The sequence below is a fragment of the Pseudomonas sp. Irchel s3a10 genome (assembly GCF_900187525.1).
Classification (GTDB): Bacteria; Pseudomonadota; Gammaproteobacteria; order Pseudomonadales; family Pseudomonadaceae; genus Aquipseudomonas; species Aquipseudomonas koreensis_G.
Genome location: NZ_FYDR01000003.1, coordinates 475,107 through 495,718 on the forward strand (window position 1 = coordinate 475,107; position 20,612 = coordinate 495,718).

Here is a 20,612-nt window from a genome sequence, read left to right on the forward strand (position 1 = left end):
TAACAAGGAGTCATACATGACCAAGACTGTTATCACCAGCGACAAGGCCCCAGCCGCCATCGGTACCTACTCCCAGGCGATCAAGGCCGGCAACACTGTCTACATGTCGGGCCAGATTCCTCTGGATCCAAAGACCATGGAACTGGTTGAAGGCTTCGAAGCCCAGACCGTCCAGGTGTTCGAGAACCTCAAAGCCGTGGCTGAAGCCGCTGGCGGTTCGTTCAAGGACATCGTCAAGCTGAACATCTTCCTCACCGACCTGAGCCACTTCGCCAAGGTCAACGAGATCATGGGCAAGTACTTCGACCAGCCGTACCCAGCGCGCGCCGCCATCGGCGTTGCTGCCCTGCCGAAGGGTTCGCAAGTCGAAATGGATGCCATCCTGGTCATCGAGTAATGCACACGGCGCAGCCTTCAAACGCTGCGCCGACTGCTCTGCGGTAAAGAAAAGGTTTTGAAAGGATTCCACCATGCGCAAAGCGCTTGCTCTCTCGCTGCTCGCCATTTTCCTCGGCGGCTGTGCCAGCGACCCCGCCGACCGTGACATCAGCGGCACCTGGATCAACCAGGTGGCGATCGACGCTGCTGCCAAGGGCGGCCCCCTGCGCGAAGCGCTTCAGGCCTATGGCCCGAACCTGGAGTGGGACGTCAACACCAAGGCCGGTCAGGCCCGCTACACCAATGGTTTCGAGAACGTCGAAGGACGGCTGCAGGGCGAACAGTCCGGCGCCTGGAAAGTCGACTTCTATGGCAGCTCCGGCAGTGAGCTGAAACGCGACGGTGGCCGGATGAAACAAGCCGCCACCGAGAACGAGCCGGATCAGTTGTTCGACCGCGCACAAATCCCCGTGCCGGAAGGCGCACCGATTGGCGCCAGTTTCGAACGCGCACTGTATTCGGCCTATCTGGGCGGCAGCTGGAAGATTGCCAGCGGTGACGGCGAAGGCAACACCGTGCAGTTCCAGGCCGACGGCCAGGTCTCCGGCTTGCCCGGCGCCGACCGCTATGCCCTGTGCCTGGCAGGTGACTGCGCCTCGATGAACAGCGACCACGACAGCATGTGGCTGCAACTCAACGGCCAGGGCAACAACTGGATCTTTGCCCGCAAAGGCAAGGCGCTGGAGATCTTCCAGGCGGTGAACAGCGCACTGGCGGATGAAATGCCGCAGTTCACCCCGGGTGAGCGCAAGTGGTTGCTTGAGAAGCAGTAACCGCGCCTGAGAGCAACACATAACCCTGTAGGAGTGAGCCTGCTCGCGATGACGGTTTAACAGCCAACATAAGTGTTGAATGTTATGGCCACATCGCGAGCAGGCTCACTCCTACAGTTGTTTTTGGGTGTCTGGAAGTCAGCATTTACCTTCAAGAATCGCCGCATAGCCTTCGCGGTAACTCGGATACGTCGGCGTCCACCCCAACGCCTTCGCCCGGGCATTGCTGCAGCGCTTGCTGCCGGTGCGGCGTACGCTGGCGTCTTCCGCCCAATCGGTGACACCCAGATACTCGCGCAGCCAGGCGACCACTTCGGCAAGAGGTGCCGGTGCATCGTCCACACCGATATAAACATCCTGCAACGTCTCGCCCCGATCAGCCGCCTGTAGCAGAAACGCCATCAGCCCCGCCGCGTCATCAGCATGAATGCGATTGCCGTACAGCGGCGGCTCGACCGCCACCCGATAACCGCGACGCACCTGGGTCAACAGCCATTCACGACCTGGGCCGTAAATACCGGTCAGGCGCACGATGCTCGCCGGGATACCGCTTTTCAGCGCCACTTGCTCAGCCTCAAGCATCACTCGCCCGGAATAGCCGCTGGCGACGGTCGCTGAATGCTCGTCGACCCACTCCCCTTCCTGCTGGCCGTACACGCTGCTGCTGGAAACGAACAGAAGCCGATCAGGCGTCTGCCCGTAGTCGTCCAGCCAGCTAAGCACGTTCTGCAAACCCTGCACGTAAGCCGCACGATAACCGGCTTCATCGTGATCGGTCGCCGCCGCGCAATACACCAGGTAATCCACCGCTCCGACCGGCCAAGTCTCCGGGCAATCTTCCTTGAACAGGTCACCGGCCACGCCGATGACGCCGTCCGGCAAACGCGAAACATCACGGCGCAGACCATGCACCTCCCAGCCGGCAGCCAGCAATTGCTTAGCCAGACGACTGCCGACATCACCACAACCGGCAATCAAAACAGAAGGTGCGGACATCAAAAAACTCCCAAACGAAAGGAACAGACTAGCCCTCACAAAGGACGAACGGCTAGCAATCGAGGAAAAAAAGATACTCTATTACTTCTGTTAACAAGAATTACTTGCAATAATGCACCCCACTTTTGTTCTCGGCCTCACGAGGCCTGGAAGAGCATCAACCGTTTTCTACTTCAGGTCCGGCCAGCATGACACGTAATCAAAACCCCGCTTCGCCAACCAAACGACCTCGCGCCTTCAGCGCGGTGGCGGCCCTGCTGCTCAGCCTGATGCTGGCGCCGACCGCCGCCTTCGCCGATGCCCAGGCGCCAGCCGCCCCGGCTGCCACCGAACAACACGCACCTGCCGCCGCCGCGCCAGCCACCACCGATCCGGTGCAGGCGGTCGACGCCACCCCGGCCGACGCGCCTGAAGTGCTCGAGCCCGACAACAGCCTGGGCATGGCCCACGACCTGTCGCCATGGGGCATGTACCAGAACGCCGATATCATCGTGAAAATCGTGATGATCGGTCTGGCCATCGCTTCCATCATCACCTGGACCATCTGGATCGCCAAAGGCTTCGAGCTGATGGGCGCCAAGCGTCGTCTGCGTGGCGAAATCGCTGCGCTGAAAAAAGCCGCGACCCTCAAGGAAGCCAGCGCCACTGCGGCGAAGGAAGGCACCCTCGCCAACCTGCTGGTGCACGACGCGCTCGAAGAGATGCGCCTGTCGGTCAACAGCCGCGAGAAAGAAGGCATCAAGGAGCGCGTCAGCTTCCGTCTTGAGCGTCTGGTCGCTGCCTGTGGCCGCAACATGAGCAGCGGCACCGGCGTCCTCGCCACTATCGGCTCCACCGCTCCGTTCGTCGGCCTGTTCGGTACCGTTTGGGGCATCATGAACAGCTTCATCGGCATCGCCAAGACTCAGACCACCAACCTCGCCGTCGTGGCGCCGGGCATCGCCGAAGCGCTGCTGGCCACCGCCCTGGGCCTGGTTGCTGCGATTCCTGCGGTGGTGATCTACAACGTGTTCGCCCGCTCCATCGCCGGCTACAAGGCGCAGGTGTCCGACGCTTCGGCGCAGGTCCTGTTGCTGGTCAGCCGTGACCTCGATCACCAGCCTGAGCGCAGCAGCTCGCAACCACACATGGTGAAAGTGGGGTAATCGGCCATGGGCCTGCATTTGAAAGAAGGCGCAGACGACGATCTGGCCGAGAACCACGAAATCAACGTCACGCCGTTCATCGACGTGATGCTGGTGCTGCTGATCATCTTCATGGTGGCTGCGCCGCTGGCCACTGTGGACATCAAAGTCGACTTGCCGGCCTCGACCGCCAAACCGGCGCCGCGGCCAGAGAAACCGGTGTTCCTCAGCGTCAAGGCTGACCAGCGCCTGTACATCGGCGACGATGAAGTGAAAGCCGAAACCCTTGGCGCCGTGCTCGACGCCAAGACCCAGGGCAAGAAAGACACCACCATCTTCTTCCAGGCCGACAAGGGCGTGGACTACGGCGACCTGATGAGCGTGATGGATAAATTGCGCTCGGCCGGTTATCTGAAGGTCGGTCTGGTCGGACTTGAGACGGCAGCCAAGAAATGATCACGACGCGCCATAAGCTGACGCGTTACAGCGGTAGCCTGGCCGTGGTGCTGGGCGTTCACGCGCTGGCCATCGCGCTGGCGTTGAACTGGACCGCCCGCCCGCCCATCGAACTGCCGCCGCAGGCAATGATGGTCGAGCTGGCACCGGTTCCGACCCCGCCACCGCCTGCTCCGCCGAAAGTCGTCACACCGCCGCAGCCACCGGCTCCGGTCGAAGAGTTGCCGATTCCGAAACTGGCTGAAGCACCCAAGGCCGAGATTGCCGTACCGAAGCCCAAACCCAAGCCAAAGCCGAAACCGCAGCCGCCCAAACCGGTGGAGAAAAAACCGGAGCCGGTGAAGGAAAAACCTTCCGAGGAAAAACCGGCGGAGACACAGCCGACCCAAGCACCGACGGAGAAATCCGCCCAGCCGGCACCGGGACCGTCGCCCGCACAAATGGCCGCCAAGGCCAGCTGGCAAAACACCCTGCTCGCGCACTTGGGCAAGTACAAGAAGTACCCGGCCAGTGCGCAGGCTCGCGGCAAGGAAGGCTTGAACCGTCTGCGTTTCGTCGTCGACGCTGAAGGCAATGTGTTGTCGTTCGAACTGGTGGGCCGCTCAGGCAACGCCGATCTGGACCGGGCCACCCTGGAAATGATCCGCCGCGCACAACCGCTGCCCAAGCCACCGGCCGACATGCTGAACAACGGCTCAATCGAAATTGTCGCGCCGTTTGTGTACTCGCTGGATAAACGCCGCTGATCCAATGTGGGAGCGGGCTTGCTCGCGAAAGCGTCGTGTCAGTCGACATCCATGGATCTGACACACCGCATTCGCGAGCAAGCCCGCTCCCACAGGGTCGACAGTGGGAACGAAAAGGCACCGAAAGGTGCCTTTTGCCTATCTGGCAACGGCAAACTCACATTGCCCGGTGTCGCATTCCTCACTCAGTCTGATAACGTGCGTCTATCGATTGCAGCCGTTATGCTTGGCCCGCAACTTCATGGACGCTTGCTATGACCCTCACAGAATTACGCTACATCGTTACCCTCGCCCAAGAGCAGCACTTCGGCCACGCCGCCGAGCGTTGCCACGTCAGCCAGCCGACCCTGTCGGTGGGCGTGAAAAAACTTGAAGACGAACTCGGTGTGCTGATTTTCGAGCGCAGCAAAAGCGCCGTGCGCCTGACTCCGGTCGGCGAAGGCATCGTCGCTCAGGCGCAGAAAGTCCTCGAGCAGGCGCAAGGCATCCGTGAACTGGCCCAGGCCGGCAAGAACCAGCTGACCGCCCCGCTGAAAGTCGGCGCGATCTACACCGTCGGCCCGTACCTGTTCCCGCACCTGATTCCGCAACTGCACCGGGTCGCCCCGCAGATGCCGTTGTACATCGAAGAAAACTTCACCCACGTGCTGCGCGACAAACTGCGCAACGGCGAGCTCGACGCGATCATCATCGCCCTGCCGTTCAACGAAGCCGACGTGCTGACCCTGCCGCTGTACGACGAGCCGTTCTACGTCCTGATGCCGGCCCAGCACCCGTGGACGCAAAAAGAATCCATCGACGCCGCCCTGCTCAACGACAAGAGCCTGCTGCTGCTCGGCGAAGGCCACTGCTTCCGCGATCAGGTGCTCGAAGCCTGCCCGACCCTGACCAAGGGCAACGACGGCGCCAAGCACACCACGGTGGAATCCAGCTCGCTGGAGACCATCCGCCACATGGTCGCGTCCGGTCTGGGCATCTCGATCCTGCCGCTGTCGGCGGTGGACAGCCATCACTACGCCCCGGGCGTGATCGAAGTGCGCCCGCTGTCGGCGCCGGTGCCGTTCCGTACCGTGGCGATTGCCTGGCGCGCGAGCTTCCCACGGCCGAAAGCCATCGAGATCCTCGCCGACTCCGTTCGCCTGTGCTCGGTGGCCAAGCCCGCCGCACCGGTCACGGCCGGTTAAGCCAGGGTCATGACCGAGCTGTCGCAAGTGTCGGTGACGGCACTCAAGGGTGTCGGCGAAGCCATGGCCGAGAAGCTGGCCAAGGTCGGCCTAGAAAACCTCCAGGACGTGCTGTTTCACCTGCCGCTGCGTTATCAGGATCGCACCCGCGTGGTGCCGATCGGCCACTTGCGCCCGGGCCAGGACGCGGTGGTCGAAGGCACCGTCAGCGGTGCCGACGTGGTCATGGGCCGGCGCCGCAGCCTCGTCGTGCGCATGCAGGACGGCACCGGCGGCCTGAGCCTGCGCTTCTACCATTTCAGCAATGCGCAGAAAGAAGGCCTCAAGCGCGGCACACGGATTCGCTGCTACGGCGAAGTGCGCCCCGGCGCCTCGGGGCTGGAAATCTACCACCCGGAATACCGCGCCATCACCGGTGACGAACCGCCGCCGGTGGATGAAACCCTGACCCCGGTTTACCCGCTCACCGAAGGCCTGACCCAACAGCGCCTGCGCCAATTGTGCATGCAGACACTGACCCTGCTCAAGCCGAACACCCTGCCCGACTGGTTGCCGATCGAACTGGCCCGCAACTACCAATTGGCGCCGCTGGCCGATGCGATACGCTACCTGCACAACCCGCCCGCCGACGCCGATGTCGATGAGCTGGCCCTCGGTCATCACTGGGCCCAGCATCGCCTGGCCTTCGAAGAACTGCTGACCCATCAACTGTCGCAACAGCGTCTGCGCGAGAGCATGCGTTCACTGCGGGCGCCAGCCATGCCGAAAGCGGAAAAACTGCCGCCCAAATACCTGGCCAATCTAGGCTTCGCCCCCACCGGCGCCCAGCAGCGGGTCGGCAACGAAATCGCCTACGACCTCAGTCAGCACGAACCGATGCTGCGGCTGATTCAGGGTGACGTTGGCGCGGGTAAAACCGTGGTCGCCGCCCTCGCCGCGTTGCAAGCGCTGGAGGCCGGATACCAAGTCGCGCTGATGGCGCCGACCGAAATCCTCGCTGAACAACACTTCATCACCTTCAAGCGCTGGCTCGAACCGCTGGGCATCGACGTCGCGTGGCTGGCCGGCAAGCTCAAGGGCAAGAATCGCGTCGCCGCGCTGGAACAGATCGCCAGCGGCACGCCGATGGTGGTCGGCACTCACGCGCTGTTCCAGGACGAAGTGCAGTTCAAGAACCTCGCGCTGGTGATCATCGACGAACAACACCGCTTCGGCGTGCAGCAACGTCTGGCGCTGCGGCAGAAAGGCGTAGGCGGGCGCATGTGTCCGCATCAACTGATCATGACCGCCACGCCGATTCCCCGGACGCTGGCGATGAGCGCCTACGCCGACCTCGACACCTCGATCCTCGACGAACTGCCGCCCGGTCGCACCCCGGTCAACACCGTGCTGGTCACCGACACCCGCCGCGTCGAAGTCATCGAACGGGTGCGCAGCGCCTGCGCCGAAGGGCGTCAGGCCTATTGGGTGTGCACGCTGATCGAAGAGTCCGAAGAGCTGACCTGTCAGGCCGCCGAAACCACTTTTGAAGACCTGACCGCCGCCCTCGGCGAGCTGAAAGTCGGACTGATTCACGGGCGCATGAAGCCCGCCGAAAAAGCAGCGGTGATGGCCGAGTTCAAGGCCGGCAACCTGCAACTGCTGGTCGCCACCACGGTGATCGAAGTCGGCGTCGACGTGCCCAACGCCAGCCTGATGATCATCGAAAACCCCGAACGCCTCGGCCTCGCGCAACTGCATCAGTTGCGCGGTCGCGTCGGCCGGGGCAGCGCCGTCAGCCATTGCGTGCTGCTCTACCATCCGCCGCTGTCGCAGATCGGCCGCCAGCGCCTGGGCATCATGCGCGAGACCAACGACGGTTTCGTCATCGCCGAAAAAGACCTTGAACTGCGCGGCCCCGGCGAAATGCTCGGCACCCGCCAGACCGGCCTGCTGCAATTCAAGGTCGCCGACCTGATGCGCGACGCCGATCTGCTGCCCGCCGTGCGCGATGCTGCGCAAGCGCTGCTGGAACGCTGGCCGACTCACGTCAGCCCATTGCTCGACCGCTGGCTGCGTCACGGGCAGCAATACGGCCAAGTGTGAGCACCGTCGCAGTTTGTGCAGGATCGTTCCTACAGAGCTGGTTATACTCCTGCCATTGTTTCAAAAACGGATACACACCATGACTGACGCAGCTCTCGCCCCCGAACTCCCGCACGCGCCGTCTGTAATTCGGCTGCTGCTCGGCAAGCTGGGGATCGCCTACGAAGAAGTGCTCGACCACCACGGCCTCAACGCTTCGCGCAAGGTACAAGCCGTGTTGCTGGACGATGCTGTGGGCGCGCTGATGGTGCTGTTTCCGCAGAGCCAGTTGCTGGACCTCAATCGCCTCGCCGAACTGACTGGCCGGCGCCTGACCGCCGTGTCTACCGAGCGCCTGGAAAAGATGCTCGGCAAACACAGCCTGAGCCTGCTGCCAGGCCTGCCGGCGCTGACCAGTTCGCCGTGCCTCTACGAAGAAAGCCTGCTGCGTGAGCCGAAACTGCTGATCAACTCCGGCGAGCCGGGCCTGCTGCTGGAAATCACCAGCGAAGCCTTCAAGAGCATGCTGACCAAGGCCAGTGCCGCCAATTTCGGCGAAGCCCTGAGCAGCATCCGCCCGAACCTCGACCGCCCGGACGATGACCGCGAGGAAATCACCCAGGCCGTGCAGGCATTCACCGCGAGACGCATCCAGCAGCGTCTGGAAGCGACCATCGAAATTCCGCCGCTGGCCGAAACCGCACAAAAAATCATCAAGCTGCGCGTCGACCCCAACGCCACCATCGACGACATCACCGGCGTGGTCGAAACCGACCCGGCGCTGGCGGCACAAGTGGTGAGCTGGGCGGCGTCGCCGTATTACGCTTCGCCGGGCAAGATCCGTTCGGTAGAAGATGCGATCGTTCGCGTGCTCGGTTTCGATCTGGTGATCAACCTCGCCCTGGGCCTGGCCCTCGGCAAGACCCTGAGCCTGCCGAAAGACCATCCGCAACACACCACGCCGTACTGGCAGCAGTCGATCTACACCGCCGCCGTCATCGAAGGCCTGACCCGCGCCATGCCGCGCGCCCAGCGCCCGGAAGCCGGCCTGACCTATCTGGCCGGTCTGCTGCACAATTTCGGCTACCTGCTGCTGGCCCACGTGTTCCCGCCGCACTTCTCGCTGATCTGCCGCCACCTGGAGGTCAACCCGCACCTGTGCCACAGCTACATCGAGCAACACCTGCTGGGCATCAGCCGCGAACAGATCGGCTCGTGGCTGATGCGCTACTGGGACATGCCCGATGAACTGGCCACCGCCCTGCGCTTCCAGCACGACCCAAGCTACGACGGCGCCTATGCCGAATACCCGAACCTCGTCTGCCTGGCCGTACGCCTGCTGCGCAGCCGCGGCATCGGCTCCGGCCCGGATGAAGACATTCCCGACGCCCTGCTCGAACGCGTCGGCCTGACCCGCGACAAAGCCAATGACGTGGTCAGCAAAGTGCTTGAGGCTGAAGTCCTGCTGCGCGAACTGGCCTCGCAGTTCAGCCAGGCTTAAAACAAAACAGGCCCGCTCCCCCAAGGTTTACACAACCCCTGTGGGAGCGAGCCTGCTCGCGAAGAATCCACCCCAATCAACCTGACTCAACACAACCTTTGTGGCGAGGGAGCTTGTCGAATCGTCGCACCGTCCCGCTCGACTGCGCAGCAGTCGCAAATCCAGCCAACAAGGCATGCCTGACACAACAACGCCTCAGGGTTCAGGGCCGCTCCGCAGCCCAGCGGGAGCAAGCTCCCTCGCCACAACAGCCCTTCCAATCAGGCCTTGGGCTTGGCCTTCCTCGGCTTCAAATACTTCATCAACCCCTGAAACCACATCACCAGCGCCGGGTTGCCCTTGAGCTGAATCGACTTGTCCTGAATCCCCTGCATGAACGCCAGCTGCTTGTTCTTCGCCTGCATCGTGGCAAAGGCATAACCCGCATCCTTGAACGCAATCGCAAACGCCGGCTCCGCCACCACGCCAGACTTGCTGGTGATGCGCTGATTCTTCACCACGAAATGCCGCGCCACTTTCCCGTCCAGCGTCTGCAGCTGAAACACCAGATCCTTGTCACCTAACTGCTGCTGGAACGCAGGATTGGTCCGGCTGGCCTTACCCATCAATAAACCCATCATCCACAGAAGAAAACGAAATTTCATGCGCACAGCCTCAAAAGGAAAATGAACGGCCGGGGCAGTGTAAGGGATTCAGACGATAACGCCACTATCTACCTCTAATGGAAGATGATGCAGCCCATTTCCTGCACGATGACCGCCAAGTCACACTTCTGCACCCACCGTCCTACACCTGTTGAAACACATCCCTGTAGGAGCTGCCGAAGGCTGCGATCTTTTGATCTTCCAGCCTGCAAACCTATGGGAAATTTCCTGCAAAGCGTGGTGTTGTGCGTGAACTAGGCAGGATGAGGGTTCATCGATAGCCTCAATAGGTCACCACGAATTGGTGATACGGACGTGCAAGTCCGGCGGGAGTCCACATTGGTTATGGCAATTCGCCGAGCGTTTTCCTATGCTCGCGGATCGTTATGGCTGCTGTGTATGGGAGGCCTTCGGGTCTGCCGGGTGACTCCACCGGTCTTGCACACCTATGCACAGCTGCCACCACTTTCGAAGTGCGAGCGAAACGGTGTCGGCTCCTGAAACTGGAGTAAGACCGAATGATCAAACCAACACCCAATCCCCCCGAAACCCCAGACATATCGCCCTACGAATCGCTGGAATCCAAGAAATTCCACGAGGCCGCCGAACGCGCCCTCGACCACCATTTCAAACCGCGCACCGAATCCCAACCCAAACGCGAAACCGGCCTCTTCAGCCTCACCCCCGGCACCGACGCCGAAGCCCTCATGGCCAACGCCTCCGAAGACCTCCTGTCCATCAGCGCCATCGCCTGCGACCTCGCCGACGACCTCCACGGCTCCCGCCGCTCGGTTGCACTGGCCCTGAGCAGAATGGCGGATGGGGTGCGATTGATGGTGGAAGGGACGCTCGACCACATTGAAGTGCGGAACCTGGCGGCCAAGTCGTAGCGGGATCTGCGGATGAAAAAAGGGGACTTTAAGTCCTCTTTCTCAAGTACGTGAGTCACCACTGACAGCCTGTTTCAGGCAAAGCATTCATGTTGCTATCGTGTTCGAATATGTACTTCTTTCCGGACTTACGGTTTGTGTAAACGATTCCGTAAACGAAGGGATCCTGGCTCGCCATTACATAATCACCAGTCACAAGGCCTCCAGACACCTCCACCCACTTCGTCGTGATTTCGGGGGGCCGATTAGGGTTCGGAAACTCTTCTTCCGAGCCTCCATAGACGAGAGTAAGCGCCTCTTTCGACTTACTGTACCTAACGCTCGCAACTTGCCATTTGGCGCTCGAGTCGTGATACGTCCGCAATTCAAAATTGCTGCTCTTACCCTCTTGTGAACGGAAGCAATAGATCTCCGTTTTGACCTCGCTGTGAGCCACAAGAGAAAAGAGGAACGACAACGCAACAGATAACATCCGGATTGATTTCAAACCGATCATTCCTTCAACGGTTCAGAGGTAACTGAAAGCGCATCCGCACGCTGCAATTCGCGAAATCCTCACGGAACAAACGCTCGCTCATTTCGCAGTGCCCATCCGCATATTGCTTCCAAAGCGGATCATCGAACTCATCCCCTCCCAGTCGCTCAATGGCGGCCGCTAAATTTCTCTCACGATCCTTCCCCACAATCGCAGATGCCGCTCTGTAAAAGCCATCTAGCGGTAAGCCCGTCTGCAGAGCAACCAACTCCCCCAACCTAGCATTGGTTGTTTGCACGAGACACGCGAGCCTTTCGATGGGTGCCTCTGCACCGGGCAAAGCCGACTGATAGATATCCTCGCAAAACGACTCTTTGAAACGCACCCATTTCTTCTGCACATCGGTCAGCTGATTCTTGTCAGCAGGCGCCAGACTGACCAAAACTTTCTTATATTGCTCATTCAACACTGCATCGACTTTCTCGAAAGTCTGCTGACCACAAATGATCAAATCGGGATTGGAAAAACTGTCGGGATTACAGACTTCCTGGGCATGCGCAGGAATCAGCAAAGCAGCAAAAGAAACACCCGCGACCAGCCTACAGAGCGCCTTGAGTTTGATCATGACCCGGATACTCCGCCACTGCGCTCAGCTACCCGAGCAGGAATTTTCAAAGCCTTTCCCGCGTCCGACATACGCGACGCATATTGCTTGTACGCCGATACCGCTCACTCTTTATCGTTCATAGCCCAATAGCTATCTGCGAGATTCAGGTAAGCCACCGTCCGCGCTGGGTTGTGTGCAATCACCGCATTCAACAGCTCAATGGACTCAGCGTAGTAACCCGCCTCGCCCAGCAAAAACCCGAGGTCGTTGGACCAACCTGGACGCTGCGGGTAGTAGTACTTTGCGACGATATAGCTATCCGGGGGACAAGTGTCATGCGAGCCACCGCCCATCAACGCGTAGCTCATCGTATCCTTGAGGGAAAATTCATCACCCTTTCGATAGGCTGCCAGCGCCATATCTAGCAGATCAGCCGAATCGACGGTCATCAATTTCTTAACACCCTCAATACGACCAACACGAGCAACCTGCAACTTCTGCAGCGCTTCACGCCCATCGAAAGAAGCGAGAGTGATGGGGCCCAATGTCTGCACCGGCAACTCCACTACACTGACGAGCGATCGATCACATGAGTCGTTATTCGCCACTTCTAGCAGAGCTTTCAGCTCAAACTGCTTCGCGCTTCTATTGAATGCGAACAACAGGTTGAAGTTATAAACCGCGTTGTCTTCCTCGCTGGTTACCAGCGCTATGTAATCCCCAGCCTCAACGAACGGCTGCTTGACCACAGCTTCCTCCGCCTGCGGATCAATGACAGTCATGACTCCAGGGCGACCTTTGAGTACATGGACGCTGAAGACACCCTGAAGCGCAGACGAGTACTGACTCTTGATCAGAGGCAGCGCCTTCGACGTATCGAGCAAGATGTTCTCATCACGTGCCTGTACCGGCGCAATCAACAACCGGTTGGAGACCTCGTCCGCATCGCCCGCCAGCACAAAGACGTTTTGCCGAGATTCATCGCCTAATAAGTTTGCCGGGATTTCCTTGAGAACTTGGGGCGCAGCAAGCGCGGGAGAACCCGGTACAGCGACACAACAAGTTAGAGCGCAGAGAACGCTCTGCAATACGCGTTTCACTTTCTTCAATCCTTGATTCAATCAAATGATGTCCAAATACGCACAATAGATCTTGCCCGTTTAAGCACCGGGCTCAAACGAACCGCATTTCAGTTCTTTGATTTGCTCATTCTGAATCGGGATCACACAGGCAAGGCGCTTCTCTCCAAGTCCACGAAGCTCCGTCAAACTGAGCGTCACGTGCAACCCATCCTCGGCAAACACATGATCCTCAAACCCGGCATCGGCATAGTCCGTCCAAAATGCCTTGCCTTCGAGACTGCAGAACCGCTTGGAGGACAGCACTCTCCATCCGCCATTGGGCGCCAATATCTGGACTGTCAGGCATGGGCTGCCAAAGGTGCTGACATAGCGCGCGACGACATCCCCAAATCGATGGGCGTCGGTTCTGGACACTTTGTTGAGATCGACCACATTACCCGGCTCATCAGCGACGATTGTGTCCAGGTAAGCAGCACGTTCCAGACTCAGTCTGGCCATGCAGTTGTTGATCGTCGTGACATGCGCTGCCACCCCAGGCTCGATTTCCGTGGCTTCAAGCGGGCATGTGGTGTCGCGTAGCTTGATCCAGGCGCGCTGAGATTCTCTGGCCATGGCGACCAGCGCCTTACCCTGCTCAGGGTCGCGCCGCTGTTGAGCCTCAAACCGTCCCAGCAGTTTCTTGTAGCTGGCATTGAGTTGCGTGTCGGCTTCCTTGCGGGCTGCCTCCACACACCGATCGACCTGGGCGCTAACGGTGATTTCTTTGCAGTCGTCCTCGGCCATCGCAAAAGAGGCAAACAGGCATCCAAAGGACAACGCGATAAAACGCACAAACATGTTCAGTGTGTCCTGAGCGCATTCCTTGGGGTGGAGAGTTTAAAGAAAGGACAACATAAAAAATCCAAAAAACTTTCTAAGGCATGTTTTTAAGTCGTACTTATTGTTCAAGTGAGATAGCCATTTTCAGAGTAGATCCATTCAGATAAACGATCGCTTCGCGCCCGTTAACATCGATAGGCGTAGGATTCTGAATCATTCCTTCATCACTGGCCTTCGCAATTTTCGTCAGCGTCTTATCCACAACATTGGCACGCCAAACAGTTTTATCGCCATTCTTGAAATAAAACGTCGGCCTTGATTTGCTCCAGATTGGATTATAAATATTCCAACTAGCATCCAGCCCACCAACCGGAGCTATCGTTTCATACCCTGGGGTATGCGAATAGTACGCTTGCAATTTTCCATACTCTCCACCCCAGCCGAATGTCAAACCACTTACAGCATTTTCATTAGTATTTGGCCACTGCTGAAACAATAAACTACTTTCAACCGGCGGCAGCTTGGAGCCGAGTTTATAAACCATCCCCCGCAACTGATTTTTCGAAAGCTGCTGTCGATAGTAAAACGACCCGTCCAGAATTCCCGCAAACCTTTTGCCTTCGTCATTCGACCCCAGATTCAGAGCACCATCAAAACCGATATCTTTCGCAATCGTGTGCAGTATTTGCCTGTCATTGCGATCAACGTACTCATAAAGATTGCCCCTGTACGCAATCATCGCTGGATCAAAATGCCCTTCAAATACGATGACATGCAACATGCCTGAGATTGTTTCGGCGGAGATTAAAAATCGTTCGACAACCCCCTTTTCATTGGGAAGCCATGCTAAATCAACGACCTTCCATGAGCGCTCAGACTGCGTATATGGCTTATCGCCCAACATCAACTTAATATCTTTCTGGGTCGGCCTAGGCGCAATAGAAATCGGCGACAGAAACTGTATCTGCTGAGTATAAGCATCCTCTAGACACTCAACTGACTCACAAGAATTACGTTCCGACTCCAGCCAATCGCTTTCGATTATTTGAAAAGCCCGTCGAATCTTTAACGGCTTGAAAAATTCATTCAACTTTTCATCCATTATGGACAAAGAGGGAGAATTACAAATTTTCTTTTCTACGTCCGTTGAAGCCTTGCCGCAATCGAAACTCGCGGAATGCGCAACCGTACTAAAAAGCAAAAAGGCTAACGATAAAATCCCAGAAACTGGAAATATGTTTCTCATTGATTCAGCCATTAATGAAGTCTCAACGGGTGATATAAATTTCAAATGTTAAACCTTTCGGCGCGCGACAATTAGGCTCTTCCCATCGCATTTCGTCGGGCGACGCTAGCATTGACCATAAAGAATCAAGGCGTGGAATATAGCCAGCCAAGGGGTCGGATTAAGCCAAACAAAATCCGCTCCCTATTATTGCCAAGACTATCTTTAATTATTTAGAGCCAATAATTTTATCAATATAGGTCTTTATCAACCCTGCATTAACGTAAGGAAAATGTTGTTCCTCACCTTCTTGATAACCTTCCATCCCACTCAAGTTCTTATCAAACCTGACAAGCTTATTCACAACCAATTCATTACCCGCACTTTTTTCATACCCATAAACTTGATAAAGGGTTCCGTACGTTCCAATTCCTCTACTCGTGATTTCCCAAGAAACCAAAACAAGTACATTTTTCTTACCTTTTACTGGATAAAAGAAAATCGACTCGATTTTTGGATCCGAGCCTGCCACATCATATTTATCGACAAGGCTTCTATTTTTTTTATTATCGGCACCAACAACATCCAAAACCAAAGAAACCGGAAATTCTGCGTTCCCTGTCTGCAAGAAGGAGAGTTCCCCTCCCTTTACAACATTAGTTTTAAACGGGCCCTGTAGAACGCGCCCCTGAAGGTAATCTACATCTTGCGCACTGCTGAAGTTTGCCATAAGAAGAACGAAAGCAAACATAAAAAAACGGAGCATAGCAATGACCTCTTAGTTGATATTCATTAGTGCAGCAAGGGCTTGGTATCTATTGTTTCTGTCCGTATATCCGTTTTGCCCGCCATTCACCATTTGTGTGACGTCGACCACACTCCCCGTCTTGGCGACTTCGCACAATTTTGTGCCTCCTTGCCCAGTTTTGGTAAACCAAAAAACGAAGGCAGACTCAACTCCGTACTCGGTTGAGGAAATCAGGAGATCTGGATTGGCCACGAAATCCTGAATATCCGACGGATTTCGCTGATTATGCACATTAGTAAACCGTTGATACTCGGACTTTCCGGTTACCTGCAGCATTCCACGGCCACGATATCGATAACCGTCTCGACTAGCCTCATTGCCATTACCCATTCGATCCGCGTAGACGTAACTGGCAAGATTTTCAGCATTCATCGCGTAATGACTTGTTTCTGACCAAAGCTTGCTTCTCAACACACCAAAATCGCAGCTATCCGTTTGCTCATTATAGCCATTCACATTGTTTTGCCGTCGGCACCCATAGGTCTTCTTCATTTGCCGGGCACTATAATTCAAGCCCTCTTCAATAATCCTGAATTGACTTTCATGGCCGACTTGGGAAAGGAAATGCGCAATAGCTTTAGGTTGCTCAAGCTTATACGCCGCGGCATATTTATTGAGATACGGCAAAATACTCGAATGATGTGATTCAGCCCCTGCTGGGTTAGCGGCCCTAAGCATTTCCAAGGTAATCAGATCACGTGTAGCAGTGAAACTTCCAATAAGTGCAATCGGGTGAATATGCCGAACATTTGTATCATTGGTAATTCCATGCTGCCCGATAAGCTTGTCCCACCAACTCAACGTCTTAATTCTTGCTTTTTCTTCAATCCATTCATTGTGTGGCTCTGTTTCAGTGTGACCCATTAACTCATCCAGAGAATCCCATTTTTCTTGTTTGAATTGCCACTCGTTTTCATAGCGTGTAACCATCTGAGAAATCGGCTGAGCGAACCATGGTTTACTCAAAGCCTCTTTTATTTCCGAAGGCGTGAGTTTTTTATCGCCGTTTCTGTCTAGAATTTTGTAAAGATTTTGCTTTGTAGAACCTTCTTCGGCATTACCGATATTAGGCTGATAGTTAGCTTGCTCCTCCTCACTAAGACTTTCCTGCGCATGAAGAAACGCGGCCAAATGATCCACATTACTCCCAGCTTCATCTATAAAACTAAAACCCTCCCACTCAAATGGTGAATGGCGTGACAACGCAGTATCCGGCTCTGCAAACCAACCGCTGATTTCATTCCCTTCGGCATCCCCCAGCAACCCATCCAGACGCCACCAAAGCGTATAGGTAGTGGTTCCACCCATCACAACAGGAACTTTTATCTTTTTTTCCGCGGGTAGCGCTTCCAATACTCCGACTGGGATAAAGAAGTCATAGCCAACCTTTTTGTGGGGATCGGTCACTTTCGGAGGATTTGTTGCGCTCATTCCTTGCGTGTGAGTAACCAACACACTGTCTTTTGGAATCTTTACGAGCGTTTTTCCAGCGGCAGGCATTCCCGCAGCTTTCTCTTTACTCAGTTCAGTAAATGCCTTTACGTCCTCGCAGCTGAACACCTCAACGTGCAACAGATTCTTGGGCGCCGAATCCGAATGGTTTTGATATTTGCCTACGTGACCGATCAGACTCCCCGCCGTAATCGGGAATGGAGTCGCCAAAACATGTACCGAGTCCTTCTCGGCTGGCTCACTTTTGGCTTCAAGGTTCCCCTCCCAGACATACCCGAGCACTTCAGCAGGCGCCAGCGGAGGAATAGCACTCCCGCTGACAATCTCCAACAGTTTCTGGTACTTACCACGCGTCCCATCGTTCCCGATTCTGACTTGCGTGCCGTGGGGCAAAATGGCTTTTTCAGCGCCAGATCGGCTTGCAGAAGCGCGAACAACCAAACCTTTCTGAGGTGGGTTCATCGGGTCTTTTGCAGCGGCGCCAATGACGTAAGTGTTGGGTGTCGGGCCCGCCGTCATTTCTCTCTTGAAAACCCAGCCTGCTCCGGGTTGAAGATTGGTATTAGCCGGCGTGACGCTGACCACCTTGAGCCAACCGTTTTGCTCTTCCCCCGTCTCGACGATCGTACCGCGACTCAAAACCGTTAGCACGGTTGCGTACCCAGGCTTGCCACGCGGTTCCTGACGAACTCGCAAACCGAGAATTTCGTCGTCAGCCGTTGCTTTGACTTGCAACGTACCACCTCCCCAAAAGGGCGGTCGCGACAATGCCGGAGTTTCCTCATACTTCTTCCACTGCAGCAAATGCATGTAAAGACTGAAAAAAATCAGGCTTGGACCAGGTGCTGGCGGAGAAGCAGGCGATCCAGCAGGAGCTGGGGTTGCAGGTTGCACCGGCACTTCCAAACGATGCTTAACTAATACAAAACCAGTCGAAAACTCAGCCTCAGCCGTACCGTAGGCCGATTTCGGATAAGTACTATCAATACGGTAAGCGACTACTTCACCATCCGCGATGCACTTGACTTCTGCCAGGTCGGGCACTAAACCCGAGGCTTCATCGAAATGAATACCACCATGCCAAAGACCATTGGCACCCAACGGGTAGAAACCATCTTTGGCCTTGGCTAAGGCCATGTAGAACTGCTGCGGATCCGTCGTCCCTGCCGCTCCAACTTTTAACGGATACGACCATTTTTCTACTTTCTTGCTGGTTGTCTCTGTCATTACCAATTACCTGAATTCTGATCCCTGGTGGCTTGGATTGCCGTCGATGTCTTAGCCGGAAAAATTGAGCATTCGCTTCGGCTTGCGTTTGATTTTCTCCTCAGACGCATTCCCCAACGCCTGATCCATCAAACTCCCCGCCTTATCCTTATCCGCCGCCCCCGGCAGCACCGGCGGTTTAATCCCGATGCCAGTCCCACTCCCCGGCGAGCCACCCGCATTAATCTTCACCACCGGCCCAACCACAGTCACGCCACCACCATCGAGCTTGATGAAACTACCGCCGCCGAGAATCGTCAGCTCAGTCCCCGCCTCAATAACAATCTTGTCCCCAGCCTTAAGGTGAATCTCTTTCCCCACGCTGGTCAGCTGCGCCGTGCCCAGCTTCACATGCTGGTTCTGCCCAACTGTCAGGTGATCATCCAGCTTCGCTTCAACCTTGCGGTCGGAAATCGTGGTGCGGTGTTCTTCAGCCTTGAGCTCGGTGTAAGTGTTCTTCACCACGGTGTCGTGACGTTCGTTGCCGACGCGAATCTTCTGGTCGTGCTCGATGTTTTCGTCCCAGTCGCGCTGGGCATGAATGTAGATCTGCTCCGCCCCCTTCTTGTCTTCAATGCGCAGTTCGTTATAACCGCCACCACCCGGGGAGCTGAGGGTTTTGAAGACGCTTCGGGTTTTGTTGGCCGGCAGTGCGTAAGGCACCGGGTTTTCCTTGTGGTACAGGCAACCGGTGACGAGGGGTTGGTCGGGGTCGCCTTCGAGGAAGGTGACGAGGACTTCCATGCCGATGCGCGGAATGCTGATCGCACCGTAGCGGTCGCCGGCCCAGGAGCTGGAGACGCGCAGCCAGCAGCTGGTTTTGTCGTCGGCCAGGCCTTCGCGGTCCCAGTGGAACTGGACTTTGATGCGGCCGTACTGGTCGCAGTGGATTTCTTCGCCTTTGGGGCCGGTGACCATGGCGGTCTGGCTGCCGAGCACGCGCGGTTTCGGGTGTTCGAGGGCCGGGCGGTAGAACACGTCCCACGGGGTGGCGAGGAAGGTGTTGCGGTAGCCCTGGTGGAAGTCGTCCTTGTTGTCGGTGGTGTCGCTGGTCACGCCTTCTTCGAGGACTTGCGGCTGTTTGCCTTCGTGGAAGATTTCGGTGAGCAGCCACAGGTCGTTCCACTCGCTGCGCGGGTGGTCGGACATGGCCATGAAGTGACCGCTGACCAGTTTGGTCTGGTCGCCGCGACCTTCGGCCTGGCGGTAGTCGGCGCGATGGCGTTCGAGGGCGCGCTGGCTGAGGAACTTGCCGCGCGCGCGGTCGATGAAGCGGCCCGGGTAGTCGTAGTCTTCGAGATCCGGTTCAGTGCTCTCGCCATCCGGCTTGTAAGCCGCTTCCATCTGCAGGCGCGGTTTTTCGAAGTCGTAATCGCGGCGCGTGGTGCGGCTGGTGCGGGTTTCCAGGCGCAGTTTGAAGCCTTTGATCACCGGTTCTTCAGCGACCATGCCACTGCCCTGTATGTAGGCGGTCGGCTGGCCGAGGTCGGGGAACACGGTCTGGTCGTCGCCGAACACCAGCAGGTGGGCCTTGTCGCTGTGCTGGAAGTGGTAGTGAATACCCTCTTCTTCGCATAGACGCTGGACGAAGTGCAGGTCGGTTTCGTCGTACTGCACGCAGTAGTCGCGATCCGGGCACGGCTGGCTCAGCTGGAAGCTGTAGGCGTTGCCCTTGATCCCGTGTTCGTCGAGGATCAGCGCGATGATTTTCGGCGCCGACATCTGCTGGTAGATGCGCTGATTGGTGCGGTGATGCAGGTATTGCAGTTGCGGCACCAGCGAGACCTTGTAGCGGGTCAGGCGCTTGCCGGCATCGCCTTGGGCGACGCGGTAGATCTGCCCGTGAATGCCTGAGCCCTGTGGATCGAATGCGAGGAACGCCTGCTTGTGCAGGAGTTTTTCCAGGTCCAGATCGGGGTTTTCGCTGACCAGTTCGAGGTCGAAGCGATACGGCTGGCTGATGCCTTCGGTGCCGGTGAACGACAGCACTTGCAGGTCGCCCACGTAGTCTTCGACCTTGAGGCTGAAGTGGGTTTCGTTAGCTGGGTTGAACATAAAGCGC

Annotated in this window: 18 protein-coding genes; 9 read left to right on the forward strand and 9 right to left on the reverse strand. The window is 57.0% G+C overall.

Translation table 11 applies throughout. The features are described 5' to 3' along the window. Positions 1-16: 16 nt before the first annotated feature. Together CKW11_RS12185 and CKW11_RS12190 are read left to right on the forward strand one after the other, a co-directional pair. Entirely contained in the window at positions 17-397 is a 381-nt protein-coding gene (locus CKW11_RS12185; RefSeq protein ID WP_003229509.1) for a RidA family protein, read from the forward strand. Positions 398-470: 73 nt separating this feature from the next. Next, positions 471-1,211, forward strand: a complete 741-nt coding sequence (locus CKW11_RS12190; RefSeq protein WP_007962358.1) for a hypothetical protein — start codon at positions 471-473, stop codon at positions 1,209-1,211. 138 nt (positions 1,212-1,349) lie between these two features. On the opposite strand, the gene CKW11_RS12195 is transcribed toward CKW11_RS12190, so the two are convergent. Further along, positions 1,350-2,207, reverse strand: a complete 858-nt coding sequence (locus CKW11_RS12195) for an SDR family oxidoreductase (protein WP_095137705.1) — start codon at positions 2,205-2,207, stop codon at positions 1,350-1,352. Between the two features lie 188 nt (positions 2,208-2,395). On the opposite strand from CKW11_RS12195, the gene exbB reads away from it, so the two are divergent. The 6 genes from exbB (at position 2,396) to CKW11_RS12225 (ending at position 9,282) form a co-directional block, all read left to right on the forward strand. Then, positions 2,396-3,352 carry a tonB-system energizer ExbB gene (gene exbB, locus CKW11_RS12200; protein WP_095137706.1) on the forward strand — a complete coding sequence of 319 codons (957 nt, stop codon included), beginning with the start codon at positions 2,396-2,398 and terminating at the stop codon, positions 3,350-3,352. Positions 3,353-3,358: 6 nt separating this feature from the next. Beyond that, positions 3,359-3,787 carry a TonB system transport protein ExbD gene (gene exbD / locus CKW11_RS12205; protein ID WP_007920333.1) on the forward strand — a complete coding sequence of 143 codons (429 nt, stop codon included), beginning with the start codon at positions 3,359-3,361 and terminating at the stop codon, positions 3,785-3,787. Further along, a complete protein-coding gene (locus CKW11_RS12210) occupies positions 3,784-4,533 on the forward strand; it encodes an energy transducer TonB (protein ID WP_095137707.1) in 750 nt (249 codons plus the stop codon). Before exbD ends, CKW11_RS12210 begins: the two co-directional genes overlap by 4 nt. Before the next feature lie 254 nt (positions 4,534-4,787). After that, complete coding sequence (locus tag CKW11_RS12215; RefSeq protein ID WP_027610401.1) at positions 4,788-5,717, forward strand: hydrogen peroxide-inducible genes activator; 930 nt, start codon at positions 4,788-4,790, stop codon at positions 5,715-5,717. 9 nt (positions 5,718-5,726) lie between these two features. Further along, positions 5,727-7,802: an ATP-dependent DNA helicase RecG gene (gene recG, locus CKW11_RS12220; protein WP_095137708.1), complete on the forward strand. Its 2,076-nt coding sequence runs from the start codon at positions 5,727-5,729 to the stop codon at positions 7,800-7,802. 79 nt (positions 7,803-7,881) lie between these two features. Continuing rightward, positions 7,882-9,282 (forward strand): aminoacyl-tRNA deacylase and HDOD domain-containing protein, encoded by a 1,401-nt coding sequence (locus tag CKW11_RS12225; RefSeq protein ID WP_095137709.1) that lies wholly within the window; start codon positions 7,882-7,884, stop codon positions 9,280-9,282. 260 nt (positions 9,283-9,542) lie between these two features. Here CKW11_RS12225 and CKW11_RS12230 read toward each other — a convergent pair whose 3' ends face one another. Next, positions 9,543-9,926, reverse strand: a complete 384-nt coding sequence (locus CKW11_RS12230) for a helicase (protein ID WP_047596805.1) — start codon at positions 9,924-9,926, stop codon at positions 9,543-9,545. Between the two features lie 518 nt (positions 9,927-10,444). Here CKW11_RS12230 and CKW11_RS12235 point away from each other — a divergent pair. Continuing rightward, complete coding sequence (locus CKW11_RS12235) at positions 10,445-10,816, forward strand: DUF6124 family protein (protein WP_027610398.1); 372 nt, start codon at positions 10,445-10,447, stop codon at positions 10,814-10,816. Positions 10,817-11,316: 500 nt separating this feature from the next. On the opposite strand, the gene CKW11_RS12245 is transcribed toward CKW11_RS12235, so the two are convergent. The 7 genes from CKW11_RS12245 to CKW11_RS12275 form a co-directional block, all read right to left on the reverse strand. Continuing rightward, the gene (locus tag CKW11_RS12245; protein WP_095137710.1) at positions 11,317-11,916 is read right to left on the reverse strand and encodes a lysozyme inhibitor LprI family protein; all 600 of its coding nucleotides are present in this window, start codon (positions 11,914-11,916) and stop codon (positions 11,317-11,319) included. A 104-nt stretch (positions 11,917-12,020) separates the two neighbouring features. Then, on the reverse strand, positions 12,021-12,998 hold the full coding sequence (locus tag CKW11_RS12250) for a M48 family metallopeptidase (RefSeq protein WP_256582061.1): 978 nt from the start codon (positions 12,996-12,998) through the stop codon (positions 12,021-12,023). A 60-nt stretch (positions 12,999-13,058) separates the two neighbouring features. Continuing rightward, a complete protein-coding gene (locus CKW11_RS12255; RefSeq protein ID WP_095137711.1) occupies positions 13,059-13,817 on the reverse strand; it encodes a lysozyme inhibitor LprI family protein in 759 nt (252 codons plus the stop codon). A 100-nt stretch (positions 13,818-13,917) separates the two neighbouring features. Then, positions 13,918-15,057 (reverse strand): lysozyme inhibitor LprI family protein, encoded by a 1,140-nt coding sequence (locus CKW11_RS12260; RefSeq protein WP_095137712.1) that lies wholly within the window; start codon positions 15,055-15,057, stop codon positions 13,918-13,920. A 196-nt stretch (positions 15,058-15,253) separates the two neighbouring features. Then, positions 15,254-15,790 carry a hypothetical protein gene (locus CKW11_RS12265; protein ID WP_095137713.1) on the reverse strand — a complete coding sequence of 179 codons (537 nt, stop codon included), beginning with the start codon at positions 15,788-15,790 and terminating at the stop codon, positions 15,254-15,256. A 12-nt stretch (positions 15,791-15,802) separates the two neighbouring features. After that, positions 15,803-18,511: a hypothetical protein gene (locus tag CKW11_RS12270; RefSeq protein WP_095137714.1), complete on the reverse strand. Its 2,709-nt coding sequence runs from the start codon at positions 18,509-18,511 to the stop codon at positions 15,803-15,805. A gap of 51 nt (positions 18,512-18,562) precedes the next feature. Continuing rightward, positions 18,563-20,605 (reverse strand): type VI secretion system tip protein VgrG, encoded by a 2,043-nt coding sequence (locus CKW11_RS12275; protein WP_095137715.1) that lies wholly within the window; start codon positions 20,603-20,605, stop codon positions 18,563-18,565. Positions 20,606-20,612 lie beyond the last annotated feature (7 nt).

Bases quoted from the DNA above. Each gene is read 5' to 3' on its own strand.
- CKW11_RS12185 (WP_003229509.1), top strand. From the start codon at position 17: ATGACCAAGACTGTTATCACCAGCGACAAGGCCCCAGCCGCCATCGGT.
- CKW11_RS12190 (WP_007962358.1), top strand. From the start codon at position 471: ATGCGCAAAGCGCTTGCTCTCTCGCTGCTCGCCATTTTCCTCGGCGGC.
- CKW11_RS12195 (WP_095137705.1), bottom strand. From the start codon at position 2,207: ATGTCCGCACCTTCTGTTTTGATTGCCGGTTGTGGTGATGTCGGCAGT.
- exbB (WP_095137706.1), top strand. From the start codon at position 2,396: ATGACACGTAATCAAAACCCCGCTTCGCCAACCAAACGACCTCGCGCC.
- exbD (WP_007920333.1), top strand. From the start codon at position 3,359: ATGGGCCTGCATTTGAAAGAAGGCGCAGACGACGATCTGGCCGAGAAC.
- CKW11_RS12210 (WP_095137707.1), top strand. From the start codon at position 3,784: ATGATCACGACGCGCCATAAGCTGACGCGTTACAGCGGTAGCCTGGCC.
- CKW11_RS12215 (WP_027610401.1), top strand. From the start codon at position 4,788: ATGACCCTCACAGAATTACGCTACATCGTTACCCTCGCCCAAGAGCAG.
- recG (WP_095137708.1), top strand. From the start codon at position 5,727: ATGACCGAGCTGTCGCAAGTGTCGGTGACGGCACTCAAGGGTGTCGGC.
- CKW11_RS12225 (WP_095137709.1), top strand. From the start codon at position 7,882: ATGACTGACGCAGCTCTCGCCCCCGAACTCCCGCACGCGCCGTCTGTA.
- CKW11_RS12230 (WP_047596805.1), bottom strand. From the start codon at position 9,926: ATGAAATTTCGTTTTCTTCTGTGGATGATGGGTTTATTGATGGGTAAG.
- CKW11_RS12235 (WP_027610398.1), top strand. From the start codon at position 10,445: ATGATCAAACCAACACCCAATCCCCCCGAAACCCCAGACATATCGCCC.
- CKW11_RS12245 (WP_095137710.1), bottom strand. From the start codon at position 11,916: ATGATCAAACTCAAGGCGCTCTGTAGGCTGGTCGCGGGTGTTTCTTTT.
- CKW11_RS12255 (WP_095137711.1), bottom strand. From the start codon at position 13,817: ATGTTTGTGCGTTTTATCGCGTTGTCCTTTGGATGCCTGTTTGCCTCT.
- CKW11_RS12260 (WP_095137712.1), bottom strand. From the start codon at position 15,057: ATGGCTGAATCAATGAGAAACATATTTCCAGTTTCTGGGATTTTATCG.
- CKW11_RS12265 (WP_095137713.1), bottom strand. From the start codon at position 15,790: ATGCTCCGTTTTTTTATGTTTGCTTTCGTTCTTCTTATGGCAAACTTC.
- CKW11_RS12270 (WP_095137714.1), bottom strand. From the start codon at position 18,511: ATGACAGAGACAACCAGCAAGAAAGTAGAAAAATGGTCGTATCCGTTA.
- CKW11_RS12275 (WP_095137715.1), bottom strand. From the start codon at position 20,605: ATGTTCAACCCAGCTAACGAAACCCACTTCAGCCTCAAGGTCGAAGAC.